The sequence below is a fragment of the Streptomyces sp. NPDC007983 genome, from assembly GCF_042958345.1.
In the GTDB taxonomy this organism is placed as follows: Bacteria; Actinomycetota; Actinomycetes; order Streptomycetales; family Streptomycetaceae; genus Streptomyces.
This window is the reverse complement of sequence record NZ_JBIBJI010000003.1, coordinates 313,683-333,689: the sequence shown is the minus strand read 5'-3', so window position 1 is coordinate 333,689 and position 20,007 is coordinate 313,683. Positions and strand designations below refer to the sequence as shown.

The 20,007-nt window shown below is 70.2% G+C and carries 23 protein-coding genes and 1 pseudogene; 10 read left to right on the top strand and 14 right to left on the bottom strand.

All coding sequences use genetic code 11. From position 1 onward, the window contains the following. The first annotated feature begins 261 nt into the window (after positions 1-261). The 3 genes from ACFZCY_RS10495 to ACFZCY_RS10485 all read left to right on the top strand — a co-directional run bounded on the left by ACFZCY_RS10495 (position 262) and on the right by ACFZCY_RS10485 (position 3,421). On the top strand, positions 262-2,265 hold the full coding sequence (locus ACFZCY_RS10495; protein WP_391171000.1) for a CocE/NonD family hydrolase: 2,004 nt from the start codon (positions 262-264) through the stop codon (positions 2,263-2,265). Beyond that, positions 2,262-2,915 (top strand): TetR family transcriptional regulator C-terminal domain-containing protein, encoded by a 654-nt coding sequence (locus ACFZCY_RS10490; protein ID WP_391170998.1) that lies wholly within the window; start codon positions 2,262-2,264, stop codon positions 2,913-2,915. Before ACFZCY_RS10495 ends, ACFZCY_RS10490 begins: the two co-directional genes overlap by 4 nt. Before the next feature lie 83 nt (positions 2,916-2,998). Further along, complete coding sequence (locus ACFZCY_RS10485; protein WP_391170996.1) at positions 2,999-3,421, top strand: hypothetical protein; 423 nt, start codon at positions 2,999-3,001, stop codon at positions 3,419-3,421. A gap of 58 nt (positions 3,422-3,479) precedes the next feature. Here ACFZCY_RS10485 and ACFZCY_RS10480 read toward each other — a convergent pair whose 3' ends face one another. The 3 genes from ACFZCY_RS10480 to ACFZCY_RS10470 form a co-directional block, all read right to left on the bottom strand. Continuing rightward, entirely contained in the window at positions 3,480-3,923 is a 444-nt protein-coding gene (locus ACFZCY_RS10480) for a hypothetical protein (RefSeq protein WP_391170994.1), read from the bottom strand. A gap of 68 nt (positions 3,924-3,991) precedes the next feature. After that, complete coding sequence (locus ACFZCY_RS10475) at positions 3,992-4,567, bottom strand: SigE family RNA polymerase sigma factor (RefSeq protein ID WP_391170992.1); 576 nt, start codon at positions 4,565-4,567, stop codon at positions 3,992-3,994. A 263-nt stretch (positions 4,568-4,830) separates the two neighbouring features. Next, positions 4,831-5,118 carry a hypothetical protein gene (locus ACFZCY_RS10470; protein ID WP_391170990.1) on the bottom strand — a complete coding sequence of 96 codons (288 nt, stop codon included), beginning with the start codon at positions 5,116-5,118 and terminating at the stop codon, positions 4,831-4,833. A 16-nt stretch (positions 5,119-5,134) separates the two neighbouring features. Here ACFZCY_RS10470 and ACFZCY_RS10465 point away from each other — a divergent pair, with 16 nt between their 5' ends. Next, entirely contained in the window at positions 5,135-5,326 is a 192-nt protein-coding gene (locus ACFZCY_RS10465) for a hypothetical protein (RefSeq protein WP_391170988.1), read from the top strand. 54 nt (positions 5,327-5,380) lie between these two features. Here ACFZCY_RS10465 and ACFZCY_RS10460 read toward each other — a convergent pair whose 3' ends face one another. Next, positions 5,381-6,034: a TetR family transcriptional regulator gene (locus tag ACFZCY_RS10460; protein WP_391170986.1), complete on the bottom strand. Its 654-nt coding sequence runs from the start codon at positions 6,032-6,034 to the stop codon at positions 5,381-5,383. A gap of 124 nt (positions 6,035-6,158) precedes the next feature. On the opposite strand from ACFZCY_RS10460, the gene ACFZCY_RS10455 reads away from it, so the two are divergent. Continuing rightward, entirely contained in the window at positions 6,159-7,169 is a 1,011-nt protein-coding gene (locus ACFZCY_RS10455) for a hypothetical protein (RefSeq protein ID WP_391170984.1), read from the top strand. Here ACFZCY_RS10455 and ACFZCY_RS10450 read toward each other — a convergent pair. Next, on the bottom strand, positions 7,103-7,690 hold the full coding sequence (locus ACFZCY_RS10450) for a GNAT family N-acetyltransferase (protein ID WP_391170982.1): 588 nt from the start codon (positions 7,688-7,690) through the stop codon (positions 7,103-7,105). The genes ACFZCY_RS10455 and ACFZCY_RS10450 overlap by 67 nt on opposite strands. Before the next feature lie 42 nt (positions 7,691-7,732). On the opposite strand from ACFZCY_RS10450, the pseudogene ACFZCY_RS10445 reads away from it, so the two are divergent. Then, positions 7,733-8,005: pseudogene (locus tag ACFZCY_RS10445) on the top strand (GNAT family N-acetyltransferase); the annotation flags it as partial. A 122-nt stretch (positions 8,006-8,127) separates the two neighbouring features. Continuing rightward, positions 8,128-8,562, top strand: coding sequence for a hypothetical protein (locus ACFZCY_RS10440; protein ID WP_391170980.1), 435 nt, complete (start codon positions 8,128-8,130; stop codon positions 8,560-8,562). 117 nt (positions 8,563-8,679) lie between these two features. Here the strand turns inward: ACFZCY_RS10440 and ACFZCY_RS10435 are convergent, their stop codons facing one another. The 3 genes from ACFZCY_RS10435 to ACFZCY_RS10425 all read right to left on the bottom strand — a co-directional run bounded on the left by ACFZCY_RS10435 (position 8,680) and on the right by ACFZCY_RS10425 (position 10,698). Beyond that, positions 8,680-9,312: a hypothetical protein gene (locus tag ACFZCY_RS10435; protein WP_391170979.1), complete on the bottom strand. Its 633-nt coding sequence runs from the start codon at positions 9,310-9,312 to the stop codon at positions 8,680-8,682. Positions 9,313-9,474: 162 nt separating this feature from the next. After that, positions 9,475-9,777: a hypothetical protein gene (locus ACFZCY_RS10430; protein ID WP_391170976.1), complete on the bottom strand. Its 303-nt coding sequence runs from the start codon at positions 9,775-9,777 to the stop codon at positions 9,475-9,477. A 330-nt stretch (positions 9,778-10,107) separates the two neighbouring features. Further along, positions 10,108-10,698 carry a TetR family transcriptional regulator gene (locus tag ACFZCY_RS10425; protein ID WP_391170974.1) on the bottom strand — a complete coding sequence of 197 codons (591 nt, stop codon included), beginning with the start codon at positions 10,696-10,698 and terminating at the stop codon, positions 10,108-10,110. Positions 10,699-11,082: 384 nt separating this feature from the next. Between ACFZCY_RS10425 and ACFZCY_RS10420 the strand changes: the two genes are divergently transcribed. After that, on the top strand, positions 11,083-12,009 hold the full coding sequence (locus tag ACFZCY_RS10420; protein WP_391170972.1) for an alpha/beta fold hydrolase: 927 nt from the start codon (positions 11,083-11,085) through the stop codon (positions 12,007-12,009). Between the two features lie 868 nt (positions 12,010-12,877). Here ACFZCY_RS10420 and ACFZCY_RS10415 read toward each other — a convergent pair. From ACFZCY_RS10415 to ACFZCY_RS10395, 5 genes are all read right to left on the bottom strand, one after another. Beyond that, positions 12,878-13,255 (bottom strand): VOC family protein, encoded by a 378-nt coding sequence (locus ACFZCY_RS10415; protein WP_391170970.1) that lies wholly within the window; start codon positions 13,253-13,255, stop codon positions 12,878-12,880. A gap of 52 nt (positions 13,256-13,307) precedes the next feature. Beyond that, the gene (locus ACFZCY_RS10410) at positions 13,308-13,814 is read right to left on the bottom strand and encodes a GNAT family N-acetyltransferase (RefSeq protein ID WP_391170968.1); all 507 of its coding nucleotides are present in this window, start codon (positions 13,812-13,814) and stop codon (positions 13,308-13,310) included. A gap of 267 nt (positions 13,815-14,081) precedes the next feature. Next, the gene (locus ACFZCY_RS10405; RefSeq protein ID WP_391170966.1) at positions 14,082-14,576 is read right to left on the bottom strand and encodes a DUF3291 domain-containing protein; all 495 of its coding nucleotides are present in this window, start codon (positions 14,574-14,576) and stop codon (positions 14,082-14,084) included. A gap of 32 nt (positions 14,577-14,608) precedes the next feature. Further along, complete coding sequence (locus ACFZCY_RS10400; RefSeq protein ID WP_391170964.1) at positions 14,609-15,298, bottom strand: helix-turn-helix domain-containing protein; 690 nt, start codon at positions 15,296-15,298, stop codon at positions 14,609-14,611. Between the two features lie 244 nt (positions 15,299-15,542). Next, positions 15,543-15,860 carry a hypothetical protein gene (locus ACFZCY_RS10395; protein WP_391170962.1) on the bottom strand — a complete coding sequence of 106 codons (318 nt, stop codon included), beginning with the start codon at positions 15,858-15,860 and terminating at the stop codon, positions 15,543-15,545. Between the two features lie 328 nt (positions 15,861-16,188). Between ACFZCY_RS10395 and ACFZCY_RS10390 the strand changes: the two genes are divergently transcribed. Next, entirely contained in the window at positions 16,189-17,586 is a 1,398-nt protein-coding gene (locus ACFZCY_RS10390; protein ID WP_391170961.1) for a hypothetical protein, read from the top strand. Next, positions 17,579-18,187, top strand: coding sequence for an ElyC/SanA/YdcF family protein (locus ACFZCY_RS10385; protein ID WP_391170959.1), 609 nt, complete (start codon positions 17,579-17,581; stop codon positions 18,185-18,187). Before ACFZCY_RS10390 ends, ACFZCY_RS10385 begins: the two co-directional genes overlap by 8 nt. Before the next feature lie 24 nt (positions 18,188-18,211). Here the strand turns inward: ACFZCY_RS10385 and ACFZCY_RS10380 are convergent, their stop codons facing one another. Beyond that, positions 18,212-19,825 carry an amidohydrolase family protein gene (locus tag ACFZCY_RS10380; protein WP_391170957.1) on the bottom strand — a complete coding sequence of 538 codons (1,614 nt, stop codon included), beginning with the start codon at positions 19,823-19,825 and terminating at the stop codon, positions 18,212-18,214. Positions 19,826-20,007 lie beyond the last annotated feature (182 nt).

Genomic DNA, 20,007 nt, shown 5'->3' with positions numbered 1-20,007 from the left:
TGCCCCCCTGCGGAACGATTGCCCACAACCAGGTCACATACCAGCCCCTCCGGCGATTGAGGAGCGGGGGGATTGGGGGCGGAACCTCCGCAACGGGGGCCGGGGGCTTGCCCCCGGTTTCGGGAAGGGGCGGGGTGGGGGAATGGGGCGCCGTTGCGGGTGAGCCACAGCCCGTCGCCGCAACCATCAATTGAGGAACCCCGACGGTGAGAACCCGGTCCGCGAGAGCGGCGCCGGTTTAGGCGCAAAAAAGGGAGCAGCGTGAGGTACAGGGAAAGCTTCGACCGTGAGGTGCGGGTCGAGGACGTATGGATTCCGACCCGCGACGGAACGCGGCTGCACGCCCGCATCTGGCGTCCGACGGACGCGGAGACCGCCCCCGTACCCGCCCTGCTGGAATACCTCCCGTACCGCAAGAGCGACTGGACCGCCCCCCGCGACGCCCAGCGTCACCCCTGGTACGCCGGCCACGGCTACGCCTCCGTACGCGTCGATCTGCGCGGCAGCGGCGACTCCGAGGGCGTGATGCGCGACGAGTACGACGAGACCGAGCTGGCCGACGGCGTGGACGTCGTCAACTGGCTGGCCGAGCAGCCGTGGTGCACCGGCAAGGTAGGGATGTTCGGGATCTCCTGGGGCGGGTTCAACTCGCTGCAGATCGCCGCCCTGCGCCCCGAGCCGCTGAAGGCGATCGTCACCGTGTGCTCCGCCGACGACCGTTACGACAACGACGTCCACTACATCGGCGGCGCCGTCCTCGGCATCGACATGCTCGCCTGGGCGGGCACGATGCTCGCGTTCACGGCCCGCCCCCCGCACCCCACCTCCGTGGGCGAGGACCGCTGGCTGCCGATGTGGCGGGAACGGCTCGACGCGCTGGAGCCGTATCTGCACACCTGGCTCGCGCACCAGGAGCGGGACGCGTACTGGCGGCACGGCAGCGTGTGCGAGGACTACGCGGCGATCGACGCCGCCGTGCTCGCGGTCGGCGGCTGGGCCGATCCGTACCGGGACACCGTGCTGCGCCTGGTGGAGCACCTCGACGCGCCGGTGCGCGGGCTGATCGGTCCCTGGTCGCACCAGTACCCGGACCGGGGGCTGCCGCCGGGTCCGGCGATCGGGTTCCTCCAGGAGACGCTGCGCTGGTGGGACCACTGGCTGAAGGACACCGACACGGGGGTGATGGACGAGCCGCTGCTGCGGGCCTGGATCAACGACCCGGTGCCGCCCGCCACCTCGTACGAGACGATGCCCGGCCGCTGGGTCGGCGACGACGCCTGGCCCGCCCCGTCCGTGACCTGGGACGAACGCCCCCTGGGAGGCGACGGGCCGGTGATCGTACGCTCCCCGCTCCACACCGGCCTCGACGCGGGCCGCTACTTCCCCTTCGGCAACGCCACCGACCTGCCGCCGGACCAGCGCGAGGAGGACGGCCGCTCGGTCTGCTTCGACTCGGCGCCGCTCACCGAAAGGGTGGAGATCCTGGGCCGCCCCCGCGTACGGCTGCGGCTCGACAGCGCGACCCGGCGCGCCCATGTCATCGCGCGCGTCTGCGACGTGGCGCCCGACGGTTCGTCCACGCTGGTCACCCGCGGCGTGCTCAACCTGATGTCCCGGCACGGCCGGGAGCAGGCGGTGGAGTGGGAGCCGGGGACGTATGAGGACGTCGAGTTCGAGCTGAACGGGACCGGCTACGCCTTCCCGCCCGGGCACCGCGTCCGGGTCGCGGTCTCCGACGCGTACTGGCCGTGGGTCTGGCCGCACGGCGAGCGCGGGCAGCTGACCGTACGGCCCGGCGAGAGCGCGCTGCTGCTGCCGGTACGGGACCCGGGCGCGGGCGCCGCGCGGGCGCCGATCACCTTCGAGGAGCCCGAGCAGGCCCCGCCGCTGGCCGTGACCGTGGAGACCCCCGCCGAACCCCGCCCCGAACGCACCGTCACCCATGACGTCGCCACGGGCGAGTGGGTGCTGGATGTGGACCCCAACTACGGCGGTTCGCGCACGTATCCGGACGGGCTGCGGTACGAGGAGAGCGCCCGCGAGACGTACCGCATCCGCTCCGGCGACCCGCTGTCGGCCGTGGCAAGCTCGCGTTGGAGGATCCGGCTGCGGCGCGACGGCTGGGACGCGGAGATCCACACCGCGACCGAACTGCGCGCCACGGCGGACGAATTCATCATGGACAGCAGCGTCGAGGCACGGGCGAACGGAGAGACAGTGGCCAACCGCGCATGGCAGCACACCATCCCGAGGACATCCGCGTGACGTCGTCCTCCGATCGCCCTTCCGACCGCCGCCCCCCGCGCCGCGCCGTCGCCGCCTCGGCCCGCACCCGGCAGCCGACCGAGGTACGGCGCCGGCTGATCGTGGAGGCCGCCGTTCCGCTGATCGCGGAGCGGGGCACCGCGGGGGTCGGGGTGCGCGAGGTCGCCGCCGCGGCGGGGGTCTCGGTCGGCACCGTCACGTACCACTTCGGGAGCGTGCAGGAAGTCCTCTCCGAGGCGATGGTCCTGCACATAGAGCGCTACTACGCCGCCCTCACCCAGGCCGCCGACCGCGCCACCAGCGGTGCGGAGGGCCTGCGGCTGCTCATCGACGCGCTCTTCACGGACGACACGGACCGGCACTGGCGGATGTGGTTCGACTACTGGAACGCGGGCGAACGCGACCAGACGTTCGCCCGCGGCCAGGCCGAGCGGTACGAGAGCTGGCACGGCGAGATCCGCTCGCTGGTGGAGCGGGGCTGCGCCGAGGGCGACTTCCGCTGCGACGACCCGGCGGACTTCACCTTGCGCTTCTCGGCCCTCGCCGACGGCCTCGCCCTGCGCCGACTGCGCCAGGTCCCGGCCCTGAGCGTCGAGGACGCGCGACGGCACCTGTGGCGCTTCGCCGAGGCGGAGCTGGGCGGCCGCTGAGCTGGAGATCTCAAGCTCCCCCTGGGTCCCATTTGTCCGCCGCGCGGGGGATACTGGCGCAATCGGCTACGGGGGGAGCCACGATGCGCCAGGAGCCGGACCTCGGAAAGCTCGGACCCGCACCGCGGCGCCTTCGCCGCTCGGTGCGCAGGGTGGTGGGCCTCGTGTGTTTCCTCCTCGCCCTGCTCTGCTGCGTTTCCGCGGTCCACGACGTGGTGTACGCCGGGGGCCTGGCGGGAGAACACGGCACCGGCGCCAGGCAGGTGTGGCTGTCCATGGGGGTGTTCTTCCTCGGCTTCCCCATGGCGGGATTCGGAGTGATGGCCTGGGCCATGAACCTGCGGTTCATGTTCATTGGCGAGCGATGGGTGCCGGGTACGACGGACGAGTTGTTCGCCGTCAGGTGGTCGGCGCGGGGTACGACGACGAGCCGGGTCGCGGCGTCGCTGCTCGTGGGTGGCGGCGGGCTCGCGACGGTCTGCTTCGTTCTGGCGCATTCGATGTGAGCACGAGCGCGGCGGAACACCGCCGCGCTCGCGCTCCGGTGGCCGAAAGGCCGGAAGATCAGCCCGCGCAGAGGGTCACCTTGACCGTGTCACCGGTGTCCACGGTCTGCGGGCTGTGGGGGCTGACCCCGATCACCGAGCCCGGCTTGCAACTGCCGGTCGCCGCCTTGGTGTACTCGCCCTTGACCCGCATCTTGAGGAACTGCACTCTGACCGTCTCCTGGCTCCAGCCGCCCATGTCGATGGGGAGGGTGGCGCCGTCGTCGAACTTGTAGAGCAGAGTGGTGTCGGCGGCGGCTGCGGTGGCGGTCGTCATGGCGGCGGGCTTCGACGTGTCCGAGTCCGGGCCGCTGTTGATGGTGGCCAGGGCGGTGCCGCCACCGGCCACGATGAGGGCCGTGGCGATACCGGCGATGACCGTGGCCCGCTTGCGGCGGGCGCCCCGCACGATGCGGGCCGTGTCGAACTCCGGCGCCTCGGCGGCGTTCACGAAATCGTTCATGGCGTTTACCAATTCCTCTTCGAAGGGTGCGTAACCCGCGCAGCCGGGAGGCCGCGACTCGTGTGAAGTCATCGGGTTCCTTCCGTGGGCTGCTGTGATGAAGGGCCGGAGAGTGCGGGGAACTGGCTTCTGAGCTTGTCGATTCCACGGGCGAGCTGGGACCGCACGGTGCTGGGTGAGATCCTCAGGTCGGCCGCGATCTCGGCGTCGGACAGATCGTGGAAGTACCTGAGTACCACGACCGTGCGCATGCGCATCGGCAGCCGCTGAAGGGCGCGGACCAACTGGTCCCTGCTGTCGATGCGCCCGTACTCGTCCCCGGGAGCCGCCCCGTCGCCGCCGCTGCTGTCCTGCTGCGGAACCATGCGGCGGAACTTCCGCCACCGGTCGTTGGCCAGGTTCACCATGATCCGCCGGACGTAGGCGTCCGGAGCGTCCTTGGCGGCGATCGTGCGCCATTTACGGCAGGCCCGCTCCAGAGTCTCCTGGACCAGGTCCTCCGCCGCCTCGCGGTTGCCCGTCAAAACGAGGGCGCCGCGGAACAACGCGGCCGACCGCGTCTCGACAAAGCCGTGGAAGTCGATCTGCGCCGACCCGGCCTCGTCGAGACCGGTTCGCAGCTTCCACTCCGTTGCCAGATCCACCCGCTCCTCCCTTCCTGTCACCCCTCCTCGACGTGGCGGCCCTCGCTTCTGCTGCACGGGCGCGATGAGAGCTGGGTCACAGAGGGAGGGGGCGGCGGATGTTCGGCGGACCGCGCCCCCGGGCCCGGCGCGACCGGATACGGTTCGGACCGAGGCGGGGCGGCGCGGTCGCCGCGCCCGCCGTGTGCTGTCCGGGCGTGAGGCTGAGCCGGCAGGGGGTGTCGATGTGCCGCAGGAACCGTGGGCCGAACTCGGGGAAACCATCAGCGCTGTTCGGGTCGGGTCTCGCGCTGGCCGCCGGAGCCGGGTTCGCGGTCGTTTTCGGCTTCGGCCTGGCGCTGTCCGTGCGGGCGGACATCGACCGCCGCCACCTGGTGGCCGCCGGTACTCCGGCCGCCCTGGGGGTGACGGTGGCGGCCGGATTCCTCGCCGGTCGCCTCGGCGACTTCATCGGCCTCCTCGCCGGATGCGGCGCCGGGGCGATCGGGCTGGCGGTGGGAGTGCCCGCGGGGCTGCTGGTTACAGGTCTCCTGGCCACTCGCCGTCACCACAGCCCTCGCCTGCGGCGTGGCCGCCGGTCCCGGCTTCGTCGCGGTCACCATCCGCCAGTACGCCGGCCTGATCGCGGCCACCCGCGGAGAGCTGCCGCTGCGCCTGGCGGGCTTCCTGCGCTGGTGCGACGAGCGCGGTCTGCTGAGATCGGCCGGCACCGTCTACCGGGTGCGCCATGACGAACTCCTCGAATGGCTCCAGCGTTGACCTCAGGCCCGGGCCAGGGCGTGGACGACGCAGGGGCGGTCGAGGACGGTGTGTTCAGGGGGCGCGTCGCTCGGCGGCGTCGAACGCGGGCGCGAGCGGGGCCAGCGCCGCGCGGAGCTGGTCGGGCAGCGAGCCGGAGGGCACGACCAGTCCTCCGGCGCCGGAACTCCCGGCGGTCTCTGCGTTCCCGGCCGGCCGGAGCCAGCCTTCCAGCGCGATGCGAACCGCCGCGGCCACGCTTGCCGCGAGAACGCGGGCTGTGTGCACTCCGGCGTCACCCAGGCGTTCGGCGATCACCGCCGTGAGAGGGGGCTCGATGCCGGCGGTGGTGTCGAGGAACGCGTCGCGCAGTGCGGTCCGGGTGGTGATCAGCAGCAGCGCCTCGTGTGCGCGCTCACCGGTGTTCGTGTACTGCTCGACCAAGGCTTCGGTGACGGCGTCAGCCAGGCGCACTCCTGCGGGCCGGGCCGCGACCGCCGCCGCGATCCGGGCCTCCCGGTCCGCGGTGACAGCGGAGACGATCGCCTGCTCGCGGCTGGCGAAGTAGTTGTTGTAGGTGCGCGGCGAGACCCCGGCCGCCTCGGCGATGTCCTCGACCCGCACCTGGTCCGGTCCGCGCTCCACGGCCAGGCGCAGGGCCGCCTCGCGCAGCGCCTCGCGCGTGGCCTGCTTCTTCCGTTCCCGCAGCCCTGGTGTTGGTGTCGTCACGGTGTCAGCGTTCCACACAGGGCTGCGTGCACGCAATCTTGCGTGCACGCACTTTTCCTGTCAGCCTCGACGCGCCGAGACCGGCAGAACCGACGGAGAGGGCGTCACCATGCGAGCAAGAGGAATGACCTACGACACCGGATTCGTCGTGCACGGCCAGACGTCCCGCGAGCACTTCGACCCTGCGGTGGTCCGGCGCGAGCTCGCCATCATCCGCGACGACCTGCACTGCAACGCGATCCAGATCATCGGCGGCGACCCGGACCGACTGGAGCTGGCCGCCGGTGCCGCCGCCGAGCTCGGCCTGGAGGTCTGGTTCTCGCCCTATCCGCTGGAGCTGGATCCGGAGCAGATCCTCACGCTCTTCCGCGACTGCGCCGAGCGGGCGGAACGGCTCCGGCAGCAGGGCGCCACGGTCGTGTTCGTCGCAGGGGTCGAGCTGAGCGTGATGAACCGCGGGTTCCTGCCCGGTGAGAGCCCCGAGCAGCGGGTCGAGCAGCTGATGAGCCAACCCGAGCGGCGGGCCGAAGCGATGCGCGAGCTCGGCGTGCGCATCAACGCATTCCTCCGCGACGCCGCGGCCACGGTACGCGAGCGCTTCCAGGGCGAGCTCACCTATGCCTCCATCCAGTTCGAGCAGGTCGACTGGACCCCCTTCGACATCGTGACGTTCGAGCTGATCCGCTCCGCCGAGGTCGCCGACCGGTTCCGGGACGCGGTGCGCAGCCTGGCCCAAGGCCCGAAGCCGCTCGCCATCACCGGGTTCGGCACCGCGGCCTACCGCGGCGCGGGAGACCGCGGTGGGCGGGTGCTGGAAGTGGTCGAGCACGACCCGGAGACCAAGGCTCCTGTACGGCTGAACGGCATATACGAGCGGGACGAGGCCGGCCAGGCCGCGTATCTGAGCGAACTGCTGGAGATCTTCGAGACCGAGGGCGTGGACAGCGCGTTCGTGTTCTTGTTCGCCTTGCCCGGCTACCCGCACCGCCCGGACGGCGACCCCAGGGACGACCTGGACCGGGCCGGCCTGGGCATCGTCAAACTCCTCGAAGGGCGCCGGGGGCAGACCTACCCCGACATGGAATGGGAACCCAAGGCCGCCTTCGCGGCAGTGGCGCGGCGATATCGGAGGTGACAGGCCGCGCGCACCCCACGATCAGGTGGGGTAGTCGTCTTGGTCAGGGCGTAGACGACGCAGGGGCGGTCGAGGACGGTGTCCTCGCGCAGCGGGGTGAAGCCGAGGCGGCGGGCGACGGCCACGGAGGCGTCGTTGCCGTGGTGGATCATGGCGGTGATCTGCTTGAGCCCCAGGGGGCCGAAGCCCCACCGCAGCACGGCTCGGGCTGCCTCGATGGCGTAGCCCCGGCCCCAGTGCGCGCGGGCGAAGGTCCAGCCGATCTCGGTTTCGCCGAACTCCTGCCACCAGTTCAGGCCGCTGCGCCCGATGGCCTCGCCGGTGCTCCTCAGCTCGACCGCGCACAGCCCGTGGCCGCGCTGGGCCCACTGCTGCTGGATGGCCCTCAGGCGCGCCGCCGCCTGCTCCCGGGTGTAGCTGCCGACGAACCGGTTGACGTCGTCGTCCGCGTGCAGACGCACCCACCAGTCGGTGTCGGCGTCGGTGAGCGGGCGCAGCCGGAGGCGTTCCGTCTCGATCACTGCCGACAGGTCCTCTCTGCTGATGTCTGCTCATGGCACGGAGACGATGAGCGTACGGCGCCGACGCGGCCCGGTGCAGAGCGAGTGTTGCTCGGCGGGTACGGCGCCGAGGCGTGCGCGGCGGCACTCGACTGGTTTGCCGACGCGCTTCCCGGCAAGCCGGTGGTGCTGCGCACCCAGACCGCCAACGAGCGCTCGATGCGCCTCGCGGCAAAGCCGGGGTTCACCGAGGTGGAGCGGTACGAGGACTACGGCGCCGAACAGTGGTTCGGCGCGTGGCCTCCGGTCACACCGTCCGGGAAGCTGGCCTCATGATGGAAAAGTCTGGTGGGGTTCGAGGTCAGTCGGTTTGCCCAGGAAAGTACGCACGCGTCGAGAGGGAGAGGCGCTTTTTGCTGGGCGAGGCTCCAGCGCCGTCTTCGGCGACAGTCACCCGTGTGATCATCGATCGGTATCTGGTCGGAACACGTCTGCGGCTTCGACGGGCCGATCTCTCAGATGGAGGCCGCGAATTAAAGCTGACCCAAAAAGTGCCCATCCATCATCCAGGCGCTGTTCAGGGCATGATCACGAACACCTACTTGTCGCCGGCCGAGTACGACCTGCTCGCCTCACTGCCGGCCGCGGTGCTGTCCAAGACGCGTCTTAGCGTGCCTCCCCTGGGCATCGACGTTTTTGACGATCCGCTGCACGGCTTGGTCCTGGCGGAGGCTGAGTTCGCCACAGATGAGGAGGCGCAGTCCTTTGTGCCTCCTCCGGCGTGCGTGGCCGAGGTGACCAACGATGCTCGCTTCACTGGAGGGTGCCTTGCCGAGGCCTCTCGGCAAGAGGTGCTGGGATGGCTGTCGGAGTACGGGATCCGGCCAGAGTGACCTAGACGGACGGCATTCCCCGTCAGGGCCCAAAGGCGAAGGCCTTTCCGCGACGCGGCGACTGTCTTCTCCTCACAGCCGCCGAACAGGTCGAACGGGCGCCTGGGCGGCGCGGGCTCACTTGCTCTGGACCGGCGGGCAGTAGCCGGTGTCCGAGCCGATGGAGTTGATGGTGGCGTTGTCGCGGGGGTCGTTGCCGTAGTCGATCTGGTTGGTGCACTTGGTGTTGGGGTCCGCGGGGATGCCCTTCGACGTGTCGCCCTTCTCGGGGGCCGGGCAGTAGCCGGTGTCCGAGCCGATGCTGTTGATGGTGGCGTTGTCGCGGGGGTCGTTGCCGTAGTCGATCTGGTTGGTGCACTTGGTGTTGGGGTCCGCGGGGATGCCCTTCGACGCGTCGCCCTTCTCGGGCGCCGGGCAGGTCCCGGTGTCCTCACCGATGGAGTTGATCTCGGCGTTGGAGCGGGAGTCACCCGCGTAGTTGATCTGGTCGGTGCACTTCATGCCGGACTTCTTGGCGGTGCCCGACGACGTGTCGTTGGCGGAGCGCCCGGCCTCGCTCTTGGTTCCGGGGGAGTGCGGGGCGCTCGCGGAGGCGGACGAGTGGGGCGCGGATGACGAGTGGGGTGCGGACGACGAGGCGCCGCCATTGCCCTGACAGGCCGTGAGCCCGAGCGCGGCGACGGCGATCACCATGGCGGAGGCGGCCCTGCGGGCGGTGCGGGAGCGGCGAAGCGTGGTGGTGTGCGACATGTTCTTGTCCGTTTCTCTCTCATCGCTCGAAGTGGTGCTTCGGGCTCGTGAGAACAAGACTGTCGGCCGCCGCTGTCGAACCGCCGCCGTACGGCTAACGCCCGGCTAACGCTCCCGGACGCATGGCGTGAGTGCCTGCCCGGTGGAGCCGGTGCGACCGGCTCAGGCGACGGAGACGGTGATCAGGACCGGTTCGGCCGTACCGGCGTCGCGGAGGACGTCGGCGAACACCTCCGCCGTCCAGGCGGCGACATCCGGCGACCATGCGCGGGCCCCGCACCGGAAAGCCAGCTCCTGCCGCATCCCCTCGCCCTGCACCTGTCCGGCCAGGGGCCGCGCCAGCCCCGCGTCCGTGCCGGGGGCGTCGGCCGTCTCGACGGTCATCCGCTCGTACACCCGCGCCCGCGCGCCCTCGCCCACCTCGTCCGCCCGGCCGTCCAGCCCGGCGGAGGGCCGCGCCGACACCCTCACCGCGAGCCGGGCCGCGCCGTCCGGCCGTTCACCGGAGTTGCCATGCCCTCCGTGCTGGCCCGCCCGGTGGAACTTGCGTGATCCGCGGGCTCGGCGGCGCCGCCCCCGCCGGGCGGCTCCTTCCGCGCAGCGCCGTCCTTCCGGGCGCCAGCGGCGTGCTGGTGCGCCCGACGCGGTGCCTGAGTCGACCGAGACGCCGCGATCCAGGCCCTGGCGGACGCTGCCGGGCATGTGACCTGTAGCCGCCTCCGGGTGCCGTCCCGCTGCCAGCGGCGGAACAGCCCGTAGACGGACTGCCAGGGACCGTACTCCGGCGGGAACGGCCTAGTTGAGCGCGCGCAACGCCTGCGAGAGCGCGTCAACGGACACGTCCACTATGGCCAGGAGCTGTGCCGGGCTCGCCCCGGCTCTGCTCATGACGGCGAGAGACTGGTTCACGGCCGCCGCGTGTACAGCGAAGGCCTCGGCGTCCTGGTCGGTCAGTCGGCCGGCCTTCAGCGCGGCGCGCAGGCGCAGGCGTTGGAGGCCGAGCGCCTGCCTGGCGTGCGCCGCCACGGCCGGGCTCAGCACCGGAATCGCCATGGCCGACTGGGCGATCAGGCATCCATCGGGCAGTTCAGGATCGGCGATGCGCTCGAGGGTGACGTCGAAGAACGCGCGGACAGCTGCAAGGGGCTCGGAGGCTGCACACGACAGGGCGGCGTCGTACTTGTCGCCGTAGCGCGCGGCGTAGCGATCCAGGCAGCGAAGGAACAGCGTGTCCTTGTCGCCGAGCGAGGAGTAGATCGAGCTGCGGTTCAGGCCGGTTGCCCGGGACAAGTCGTCGACTGAGGTGTCGGCGTAGCCGGCGCGCCAGAACTGGATCATCGCGGCGTCGAGCGCCGTGTCCATGTCGAACTGCTTCTTGCCTGCCACGTGGCACTTCCTTGCCGGTGTGTCGGTGTTCCGGATGCTGCCCATCATTTTATCTTGAACTGATCAGTTCAAGATGTGCTAGCCTTCGGGCGTGATCATGACCGGGCGTCCCCCGCACAGTGAGACAGCGCGGCAGGCGCACCACGCAACCCCGGCCGCCGCCGGGGAACCTGACCCTCCCGCTCTACGGCCTGTGGGCGTCGCAGTTCGGCTTCGGGCCCGTCACCACCGGCGTCGGAATCCTGTTCATCAGCGCACTGCCGGCTCAGGTCATCGCACCGCCGGCCATCCTGCGACGCAACATCGGGAAAGCCCTGCTGGTCTGCGTCGCCCTCGCGGGCCTGGCCCTCGGGCGAACCGCCGGACCAGCACACCCCCGCACCGATGGAGGATCCCATGACCGTTTCCGAAAGTAACCCCGTCCGCGACCTGCCCCTGCACGACCTGGCCGGATTCACCCACCGCTGGGTCGACGCAGACGGCATCCGCCTTCATGCCGTCGAAGGCGGCCAGCCGGCCGGCCCGGCTGTCGTCCTGCTCGCCGGGTTCCCGCAAACCTGGCGGGCCTGGCGAAAGGTCATGCCCAGCCTGGCCGGCCGGTTCCGCGTCATCGCGATCGACCTGCCGGGCCAGGGCCACTCCGAGCGCCCGGAGCGCAGCTACGACACCCACACGGTCGCCGCCCACGTCCACGCCGCCGTAAAGGCGCTCGGAGTGCCGGCCTATTGGCTGGCCGCCCACGACATCGGCGCCTGGGTCGCCTTCTCCCTCGCCCTCGACTACGAAAGCCATCTGCGCGGGGTCGCCCTGCTCGACGCGGGAATCCCCGGCATCACCCTCCCGGAAACGATTCCCACCGACCCGGCCCGGGCGTGGAAGACCTGGCATTTCGCTTTCCACCTCGTGCCCGACCTGCCCGAGACCCTGCTCGCCGGCCGCGAACGGGAGTACGTCGGCTGGTTCCTGAAGGTGAAGGCCCTCGCTCCCGGCACATTCGACGACGCCGACCTCGACCACTACGCAGCGGCCCTCGCCGCCGACGGCGGCCTTCGCGCCTCCCTCGCCTACTACCGAGACGCCGCCGAGTCGGCGCGCAAGAACCACCAGGCGCTCAGCCGGCAGCACCTGACCGTGCCCATTCTCGGAATCTCCAGCAGCCACGGCTCCATCCCCGACATGGCGGCCTCCATCAGCCCGTGGGCCGACAACACCACCGGAGTCGTCGTGCCCGGCGCCGGGCACTTCATCCCCGATGAGCAGCCCGAAGCCGTCGCTGCCGCGATAGCCGACTTCATCGCCGACGGCGACTGAGCGCACCCGCCCAGGCGCACGGCGGCCAGGGCGCCCTTGTCCTGGTCGTCCTCAGGGCAGAAACGGCCGTCCTGGCGCAGACGGGCCGCCGGCTGCCTGGTCCTGAACTGTCCGGGTCCATGGCAGTGCCTGTCCCGGATGCGCTTGCCGCTGCGGCTGGTCCATAGCCGCTGGCCCTTGAGCCCGCGCCGGGCGGAGGCGAGGCGGGTGACTGCGGGCGGGGGCCTGGCTCTCCAGCCTGCTCGGCGAGCACGCGTGGCGGGAATCCGGGCTCGGCGCCTGCGGCTCCAGCTCGACGAACGCGACCAGGACCTCGCCGCCCGCGCGGCCAACCAGGAACCCATCACACAGCCGAACACGACAGCCCGCCACTGAGGACGCCCACGGGGCAATAACCACTGTCGAAGCTATTGCCGCCATCGGTGAATGGCTCGACCCCTCACCCGTACTTCTTCAACACGGCCAAGTACTGCAGTCTGGTTTCGCGATCCATCCAGTGGGCTCGTCGTCGGTAGTGGCTGCGCCGGGCTGTCGCCTGATGGTGTCGGCGCCAGATGGACCGGTGCAGCAGCCTGGCCGTGGACAAGGCAGCACTCGGACAACCACGCCCAACGACACCGCCGAGCCGGTCGAGGCGGCTGTCGGAGATGAACGTGGCGGGCGTGGGGCGTCGCAGCGTGAGCAGCCCCGGCTGGGATCCTGTGTACGCGGGCAAGCTCGTCACCCGCTCCGATTGGCCATCCATTCCGGAGGGTAAACGGAGGGTTGTTCGAGAATGGGAAGAAGTGTCCCGCCGAGTCGGCGATGGAAGCTTCCGCGAAGCAAATCGAATTGACGGCGCATGGCACTGCTGAACCAGGACGTGATGTCACGGACCGTTGTGGGCAGCGGTGTCGATGACGCAGAAGCGGTTGCCGTCCGGGTCCGCGAGCACGACGAAGTCGGCGTCATCGGGGTAGAGGTCCCAGTCGACGCGGCGGGCGCCCAGGGAGAGCAGGCGCTCGACCTCCGCGGCCTGGTCGGCGGCGTTGCCGGCGTACAGGTCCAGATGAATACGCGGATGCTTCTGGAGCGGCGTCACGCTGAGGCCGAGCGACAGCTGGACGCCGGGCCCGCCCGCCGGGGTGAGCACGACCCAGTCGGGTTCCATCTCGTCGCGGGGGACGTACGCCAGGGCCTCCGTCCAGAACGCGGCCGCGCGCGGCACGTCCTCGACGCCCAGTACAACCGATCCGATGCTCAGCATGCGTCGATCCTTCCCGGACGTGACCCGGCTGATGGCGCGGCCCGCCGGGGCGTCAGGGCGTGGTGGGGTAGTCGTCCTGGGCCAGGGCGTAGACGACGCAGGGGCGGTCGAGGACGGTGTCCTCGCGCAGCGGGGTGAAGCCGAGGCGGCGGGCGACGGCCACGGAGGCGTCGTTGCCGTGGTGGATCATGGCGGTGATCTGCTTGAGCCCCAGGGGGCCGAAGCCCCACCGCAGCACGGCTCGGGCTGCCTCGATGGCGTAGCCCCGGCCCCAGTGCGCGCGGGCGAAGGTCCAGCCGATCTCGGTTTCGCCGAACTCCTGCCACCAGTTCAGGCCGCTGCGGCCGATGGTTTCGCCGGTGCTCCTCAGCTCGACCGCGCACAGCCCGTGGCCGCGCTGGGCCCACTGCTGCTCGATGGCTCCCAGACGCGCCGCCGCCTGCTCCCGGGTGTAGCTGCCGACGAACCGGTTGACGTCGTCGTCCGCGTGCAGACGCACCCACCAGTCGGTGTCGGCGTCGGTGAGCGGGCGCAGCCGAAGGCGTTCCGTCTCGATCATCGCCGTCCAGTCCCTTCTGCTGATGGGCGTCCATCCTCTCGTAGAACCCGAGCTGGGGTGTGAGGCCGCTGAGCACGAACGCGTCGCCCCCTTATGGCCGCTCACCGGAGTTGCCATGCCCCCGCGGATGAAGCTGACGGCGATCACTCTGGACTGCGCCGATCCCGAGGCGCTGGCCGCGTTCTGTCGCGAGGCCACTGGGGGGAGCTGCACCCCGAAAGCAACCGGGACTTCGCGGCCCTCGCCCGCCGGGGCGGGCTGTTCGGGCTACGCCGGCGGCACGGGCTGTAGGTGCTGGGCGGCCTCGGCTGCGGTGTAGGAGGAGGTGAAGGTGAATGCGCGAGGGGACGGCCCGTGCGCCCGCAGGTCCGCCAGCCGCTCCAGGGCCTCGTCGACGGTCGGGAGGTGACCGGCGGGGATCCACCAGAGCACCAGGTGCGCCTCGACGTGCCGCTCGAACCATTCGCGGCGCCGCTGCATCGCCTCCAGGTGCCCGCTGCGGTAGGTGAAGTCCCACAGGGCCTCCTGGGTCTCCCACACCGACAGGGTGACGATGACGTTCTCGCCCGCCGGGCGCAGGCCGGTGGCGTCGGCCGCTCCCTCCTCCACGAGCCGCCACACAAAGCCGGGTGCGCCGTCGGCGGCGGCGTTGACCGGGTCGAGCATGTCGACGAACCCCGCCGTGCGCGGGTCGTCGAGGGGGTGGCGGAGCGTGGCGACGTTGAGGTGGGCGAGATGGGCGGCACGCCTGGATGCGGTCATGGCGTCATCCCAGCACGGCCCACTTTTCTATGTCAATCACCATTGTCTTTAGAAGGCTCGACCACCACGCAGCACTCCCCCGGTCGGGCTTCCATGCGGGCGCGGACGCGACCGTCCGTGCCGAGCAGCCCCTCCAGCAGCGCGAGATTCATGCCGCAGACCAGCGGCGGGAAGCGTTCGGCGACGGCGTGGAAGGGGCAGTTGCGCATACGGACGACGCGCGCGGCCGTCCCGGGCGCCCCCTTGGCGCCTTCGGCGTCTTCCACGTGTGGTTCGTAGCCGCGGGCGGCCAGCATCTCCATGGCTTCTTCGAGGTCGCCGCAGGGCGCCGCCGAGCCGCGCAGGGCCTCGCCCCGGCGGCGCGCGGCCACGCATAGCCCGGCGTCCAGCCCGGCCTGCTCAGCGGCCTCGGCGAGCAGCTCGGCGGCGGTGCGGTAGTCGCGGGCGGGCAGCGACACCGCCCGCTCGGCCCGTGCCCGCGTGTACACCTTGGCAGGTCGGCCTGCCCCCGGCCCCGAACGGCCCGTCAGGCGGCGGCTGCCGCTCTCCAGCAACCCGGCCTCGGCCAGCCTGTCCAGATGGTGCGCAGCGAGCGTGCGCGCCACCCCAGCCGCCTCGGCGGCCTCGTTGCGGCCGACCTCGCGGCCCTGCGCCACCACATACTCGTACAGGCGGCGCCGCACCGGATCCTGCAACGCCGCGATCGCTTCAATCTCCTTCACCCGGCCATTCTAAGAACGATGCAGATTGGAGATAGAAGGGCGGGGCGCAACCCGGCCGGTGCGCTGAAGACCCCCGGTTTCCGGGCGGCCGGCGCCTGCCTCGGCGACCGGCTGACTACGGTGGCGGGCGGTGTTGCGGGAGTGCCGATCACCGCATGGGGAGCAGCTGAATTATCACCCGTGCGCAGACGCGTTCAATGGCTCTTCGACGCGCCTTCGCTGGTAGTCCTCCGCAGAGAAGCCGTCATGCTCTGGCGTCGGCATCGCCATCGTCGTCGTGACTGGGCAAGCGACCGCCCCGGCTCTCCGCGACCCGCAGTGCGTCGCGCAGCGCTTCGCACAGCCGCTCCGCGAGGAAGCGGACTTCCCGGACGTCGGCCTTCCGGTCGTTGAGCAGCACGCGGGCGTGACCGAGGAGGTCGGCGCCCATGGACAACTGAAGGTCCTCGATCTCATCCGCCCTGCGGCTCAAGCGGCTGCTGCCGCCGTCCGTTGACAGGAAGCACGGCTTGCCTTCGGGGCTGGACCACGGCAGCAGCCGTAGACCGTTTGTCGCGGTCACCGCGCCAACTCCCCGACCGCGTTGGACCACACACCTTGGCCACCAAGGCGGAATTGGGTGGCGATCAGTTCGCGCAGTCTCCGCAGCACCGTTCGGGCGGTATTCTTCCGCACGTTGACGCTCCTCTTCAGCGGTGGCCATGCCCCCGGGCCGTGTGCAGCGGTCGCGGGGGTCTTGCTCGGCACGGGAATGCCGCCTCAAGAGTTTCGAGCCCGAGGGCATGCGGCGGAACCGCGAACGGGGAACCCTGCTGGTTGATTTGGGGAACCCCGCTCCGGGGCCGCGGCTACTCTGAGAAGAGATCACTGCCGTCCCTGCTAGGTGGCCCATGGACGAACGCGAGACACGCCGCAGCAGCTATCCGCTGACGATCCCTGAGGTGCTGTTACAGAGCGAGGCGATGCAGCGTGCATGCGCCGCGCGCAACTTCCAGGAGATCTTTCGGCTCGTCAACAGACGGACGGGCACCAGCTATGCGTCCATGGCGGCGGCAATCGGCAAGATGACCAGCGCTCGGGTGAGCGACATTGTCCGAGGCGTCCGTGGCATTCGCGGACAGCAAGTGATCGAACGCATTGCCGATGGTTTCGGCATCCCTGGAGGAATGTTGGGCTTGCCTCCCCGGCCTTGGGAGGGTTCACCAGAAGACATTGGCGGGGCGGATAACGTGCCGGCTCGCGGGGAGGTGGTGTCTGTGGACCGGCGCGCTTTCGTATCCGCGGGAGCCGCCGCATTGGCGGTAGGTCCGATGGTTGCTACGCAGTTGGATCGGGGCCGACGCGTCATTCAAGCTCTTGACGTGATGGGCAACGACAGTCCTGGCATTGTCGCGGAAAGTCTCGGCAAACTTGTCGATCACTATGCCCATTCGATTTCCGCTATGCCGCCATCGGAAGTGTATGACGAGATTCTGATGGTGAGGTCGTACGCAAACAGATTTCTGGACAGTGCCGGAGTCGCACGGCAACGTAAGGACCTGGAACTGGCCGCTGGCTGGCTGTCTTGCCTGCTCAGCATCGCGGCATGCGATATGGGGGCTCATGCGTCGGCCCATCTCTGGTGCGCTGATGCTGAGCGACGGAGCAAGGAAGTAGGGAAACCGGAACTCGCGGGCTGGTCTATGTGGACTAGGTCCATGATTGCCTTCTATCAGGGGCGGCCACATCAGTCGATGTCGCTTGCTTCTCAGGGGCAGGCTGCCACCCCGATGGGTACGGTTATTCACGCCAAACTCGCCGCACAGGAAATGCGGACTGCGGCAATGGTCGGCGACGCCGAGGGGATGGAGGAATCCAGGCGCTATGCCGCGGCGGCAATGAAGAGTATTCCTTCCGGTGTAAACGCGCCCGGGGTCTTCTCTATTGCCATGGCGGAAGATCCGCCATACACGGCAACTTCTCTGATGTTGCTCGGGCGCTTCCGGGAGGCAGTGTCGTCGACGAGCAGGGTAATTGAGACGCATCACCATCACGGCGTGCGCTCTCGTGGTGAACATTCCCCAGGTTACGCTCGTGCCCTCCTGATCCTGGCCCTTGCTCAAGTCGGAACGGGGCGCCTCGATGAAGCCGTTTCCGCTGCGCATGCCGCCCTCAATAGCGATCGGACCGTATGGCCCACCGTGGTTCTTGCCGGAAAATTCAATCAGGTTCTCAAGCGAGATTTTGCTGACACCCGACAGGCTGCCGAATATGATTCTCGCTTGAGGGAGGTGATCGTGCATGAGTAGCGAAGACCTGGACAGTGGCCAGATCGGCGAAATTACCACGTTCGTGGACATCGAGGCGCCGCCCCCAGTGGAACTGCCTACCGCTCATCTCGCCTTCGGAACCAATCAGGCCAAGCCCGTGGAGATCGCGGCCGAACGGTACCATCAGGGGCTGGCTCCGCTCATCATCGCGACTGGCGGTGTCAACCGCCACAACCGCATTGTGGAAGCCAGGGAATTCCGCAGGCTTCTCATTGCGCGCGGCGTGCCCGATGCCGTAATTCGCTGTGAGGATCAATCCGTTAACACATGGCAGAACGTGGAATTTGCTCTTCCGTATCTGCGGGAAGCATTGGAATCCGGATTCAGGATCACGGCCATTGGCAAGTGGTACCACCGTCGCACACTCCACTCCCTTGCGACGATACTCCCCGAAATCGGCCCTTTTTACGCCATCTCATGGGAGCCAATTTACGCGGATAGGCCGGTCACGCGCACCGATTGGCCTATCCATTCGGAGGGCAGGCCAAGGGTGATGCGGGAGTGGGAGGAAGCGTCCCGCCGAGTCGGCGATGGCAGTTTCCGCGAAGTGCGTCGCATTGACGGCGCTTGGTACTGCTGAAGTACGAGCGTACGGGGGCCTGCCTCACGTCCGGGCGACGCGGCGTACCGCGCGGCCCGCCAGGGTGTCCGTGCGGCGGCCGTCCTCGATGACGAAGCGGCCGTCGATGAGGACGTGGGGGATGCCCACCGGCAGCGTGCGGGGGGCCTCGAAGGTGGAGCCCGCCGCGACCGTCTGCGGGTCGAAGAGGGCGAGGTCGGCGCGGTAGCCCTCGCGGATCTGGCCGCGGTCGGGGAGGCGGAGGCGGGCCGCGGGGCGGCCGGTGAGGTGGGCGACGCACTCCTCCAGGGACAGGACGCCCAGCTCACGGACGTAGCGGCCCAGGTACTGGGGGAAGGTGCCGTACGCCCGGGGGTGTGGCTTCGCGCCGTTCAGGATGCCGTCGCTGCCGCCCGTGTGGACGGGGTGCTTCATGATCGCCTGGACGTTCTCCTCGTGGCCGACGTGCTGGAGGATCGTGGGCCCCAGCCGGTCGTCCAGGAGCAGGCGGCGGGCGGTGGTCCACGGCTCCTCGCCGCGTTCGCGGGCGCTCGCGGCGACCGTTTTGCCGACGTAGCCGCCGAGGGACGGGTCGTTCACCCCTGAGATCTCGATCGCGTCCCACTCGATCGGCACGCCGTGGCAGCCGTCCGCGCCCTCCACCTCCATGACGTGGCGGATGCGCGCCGCCTCCGTGTCGTTCCGGAGCCGCGCGAGGATCGCGTCGGGGCCGCCCTCGGCGGCCCAGCTGGGCAGCATGGCGGCGAGCGTTGTGCAGCCGGGGAGGTAGGGATAGGTGTCGAGGGTGATGTCGGCGCCGTCGGCGAGCGCGGTGTCGAGGAGGGAGAGGAGTTCGGGGGCGCGGCCCTTGTTGACGCCGAAGTTCATGGTGGCGTGGGCGAGGTGGAGGGCGCAGCCCGCCTCGCGGGTGAGGGCCACCATCTCCTCGTACGCGCGCAGGGCGCCCGCCCCGTACGAGCGGTGGTGCGGGCAGTAGTAGCCGCCGTACGCCGCCACGACCCGGCACAGCTCGGTGAGTTCGGAGTCGGTGGCGTACATGCCGGGGGTGTAGGTGAGGCCGGAGGACAGGCCGACGGCGCCCTGGTCGAGGCCCTCGGCGACGAGCTGCTTCATCCGCTCGGTCTCGTCGGGCGTCGCGTCGCGGTCCTCCCAGCCGAGGGCGAGCATGCGGACGGTGCCCTGGGGGATGAGGTACGCGGCGTTGACGGCGATGCCTCGGCCGTCGAAGCCGTGGTCGAGGCGATCGAGGTACTCGCCGACGGTGCGCCAGGTGAAGTCGATGTCGGAGCCGTCGCCGTTCCAGCCGGTGATGGCGGTACGGATCTGGGCGAGCGTGCGGTCGTCGACGGGGGCGTACGACAGGCCGTCCTGGCCGATGACTTCGAGGGTGACGCCCTGGGCGGCCTTCGCGGAGTGATCGGGGTCGCGGAGCAGCGCGAGGTCGCTGTGCGCGTGCATGTCGATGAAGCCGGGGGAGAGGGCGAGGCCGTCGGCGTCCACGGTGCGCCGGGCGCTGGGGCGCGGGCCGCCCTCGGGGACGACGGCGGCGATCCGGCCGCCGTCCACGGCCACGTCAGCCCGGTAGGCGGCACCGCCGGTGCCGTCGATGACGCGCGCGTCGCGGATGACGAGGTCCATGCGGTGCCTTCTCTCTGTGTGTGGCGGTCGCCGGTGCGCCGCCGCCCGGCACCCGGCGCGGGTCGCGGGCGCGCCGCCCGCCTGGCGTCTGCCCTGGGGGAGCCCGTCCCGGGTGGGGCGGGCCGCCCGGGGAACCCGGGGTGCCGCGGCGGTCTCGGGTTACGGGGCTCGGCCCCGGAGGG

Excerpts from the sequence above, each read along its gene's own strand:
- ACFZCY_RS10485 (WP_391170996.1), top strand. The coding sequence starts at position 2,999 with ATGCGCCAGGAGCCGGACCTCGGAAAGCTCGGACCCGCACCGCGGCGC.
- ACFZCY_RS10480 (WP_391170994.1), bottom strand. The coding sequence starts at position 3,923 with ATGAACGATTTCGTGAACGCCGCCGAGGCGCCGGAGTTCGACACGGCC.
- ACFZCY_RS10455 (WP_391170984.1), top strand. The coding sequence starts at position 6,159 with ATGACCTACGACACCGGATTCGTCGTGCACGGCCAGACGTCCCGCGAG.
- ACFZCY_RS10435 (WP_391170979.1), bottom strand. The coding sequence starts at position 9,312 with ATGTCGCACACCACCACGCTTCGCCGCTCCCGCACCGCCCGCAGGGCC.
- ACFZCY_RS10420 (WP_391170972.1), top strand. The coding sequence starts at position 11,083 with ATGGAGGATCCCATGACCGTTTCCGAAAGTAACCCCGTCCGCGACCTG.
- ACFZCY_RS10415 (WP_391170970.1), bottom strand. The coding sequence starts at position 13,255 with ATGCTGAGCATCGGATCGGTTGTACTGGGCGTCGAGGACGTGCCGCGC.
- ACFZCY_RS10410 (WP_391170968.1), bottom strand. The coding sequence starts at position 13,814 with ATGATCGAGACGGAACGCCTTCGGCTGCGCCCGCTCACCGACGCCGAC.
- ACFZCY_RS10405 (WP_391170966.1), bottom strand. The coding sequence starts at position 14,576 with ATGACCGCATCCAGGCGTGCCGCCCATCTCGCCCACCTCAACGTCGCC.
- ACFZCY_RS10390 (WP_391170961.1), top strand. The coding sequence starts at position 16,189 with ATGGACGAACGCGAGACACGCCGCAGCAGCTATCCGCTGACGATCCCT.
- ACFZCY_RS10385 (WP_391170959.1), top strand. The coding sequence starts at position 17,579 with ATGAGTAGCGAAGACCTGGACAGTGGCCAGATCGGCGAAATTACCACG.
- ACFZCY_RS10380 (WP_391170957.1), bottom strand. The coding sequence starts at position 19,825 with ATGGACCTCGTCATCCGCGACGCGCGCGTCATCGACGGCACCGGCGGT.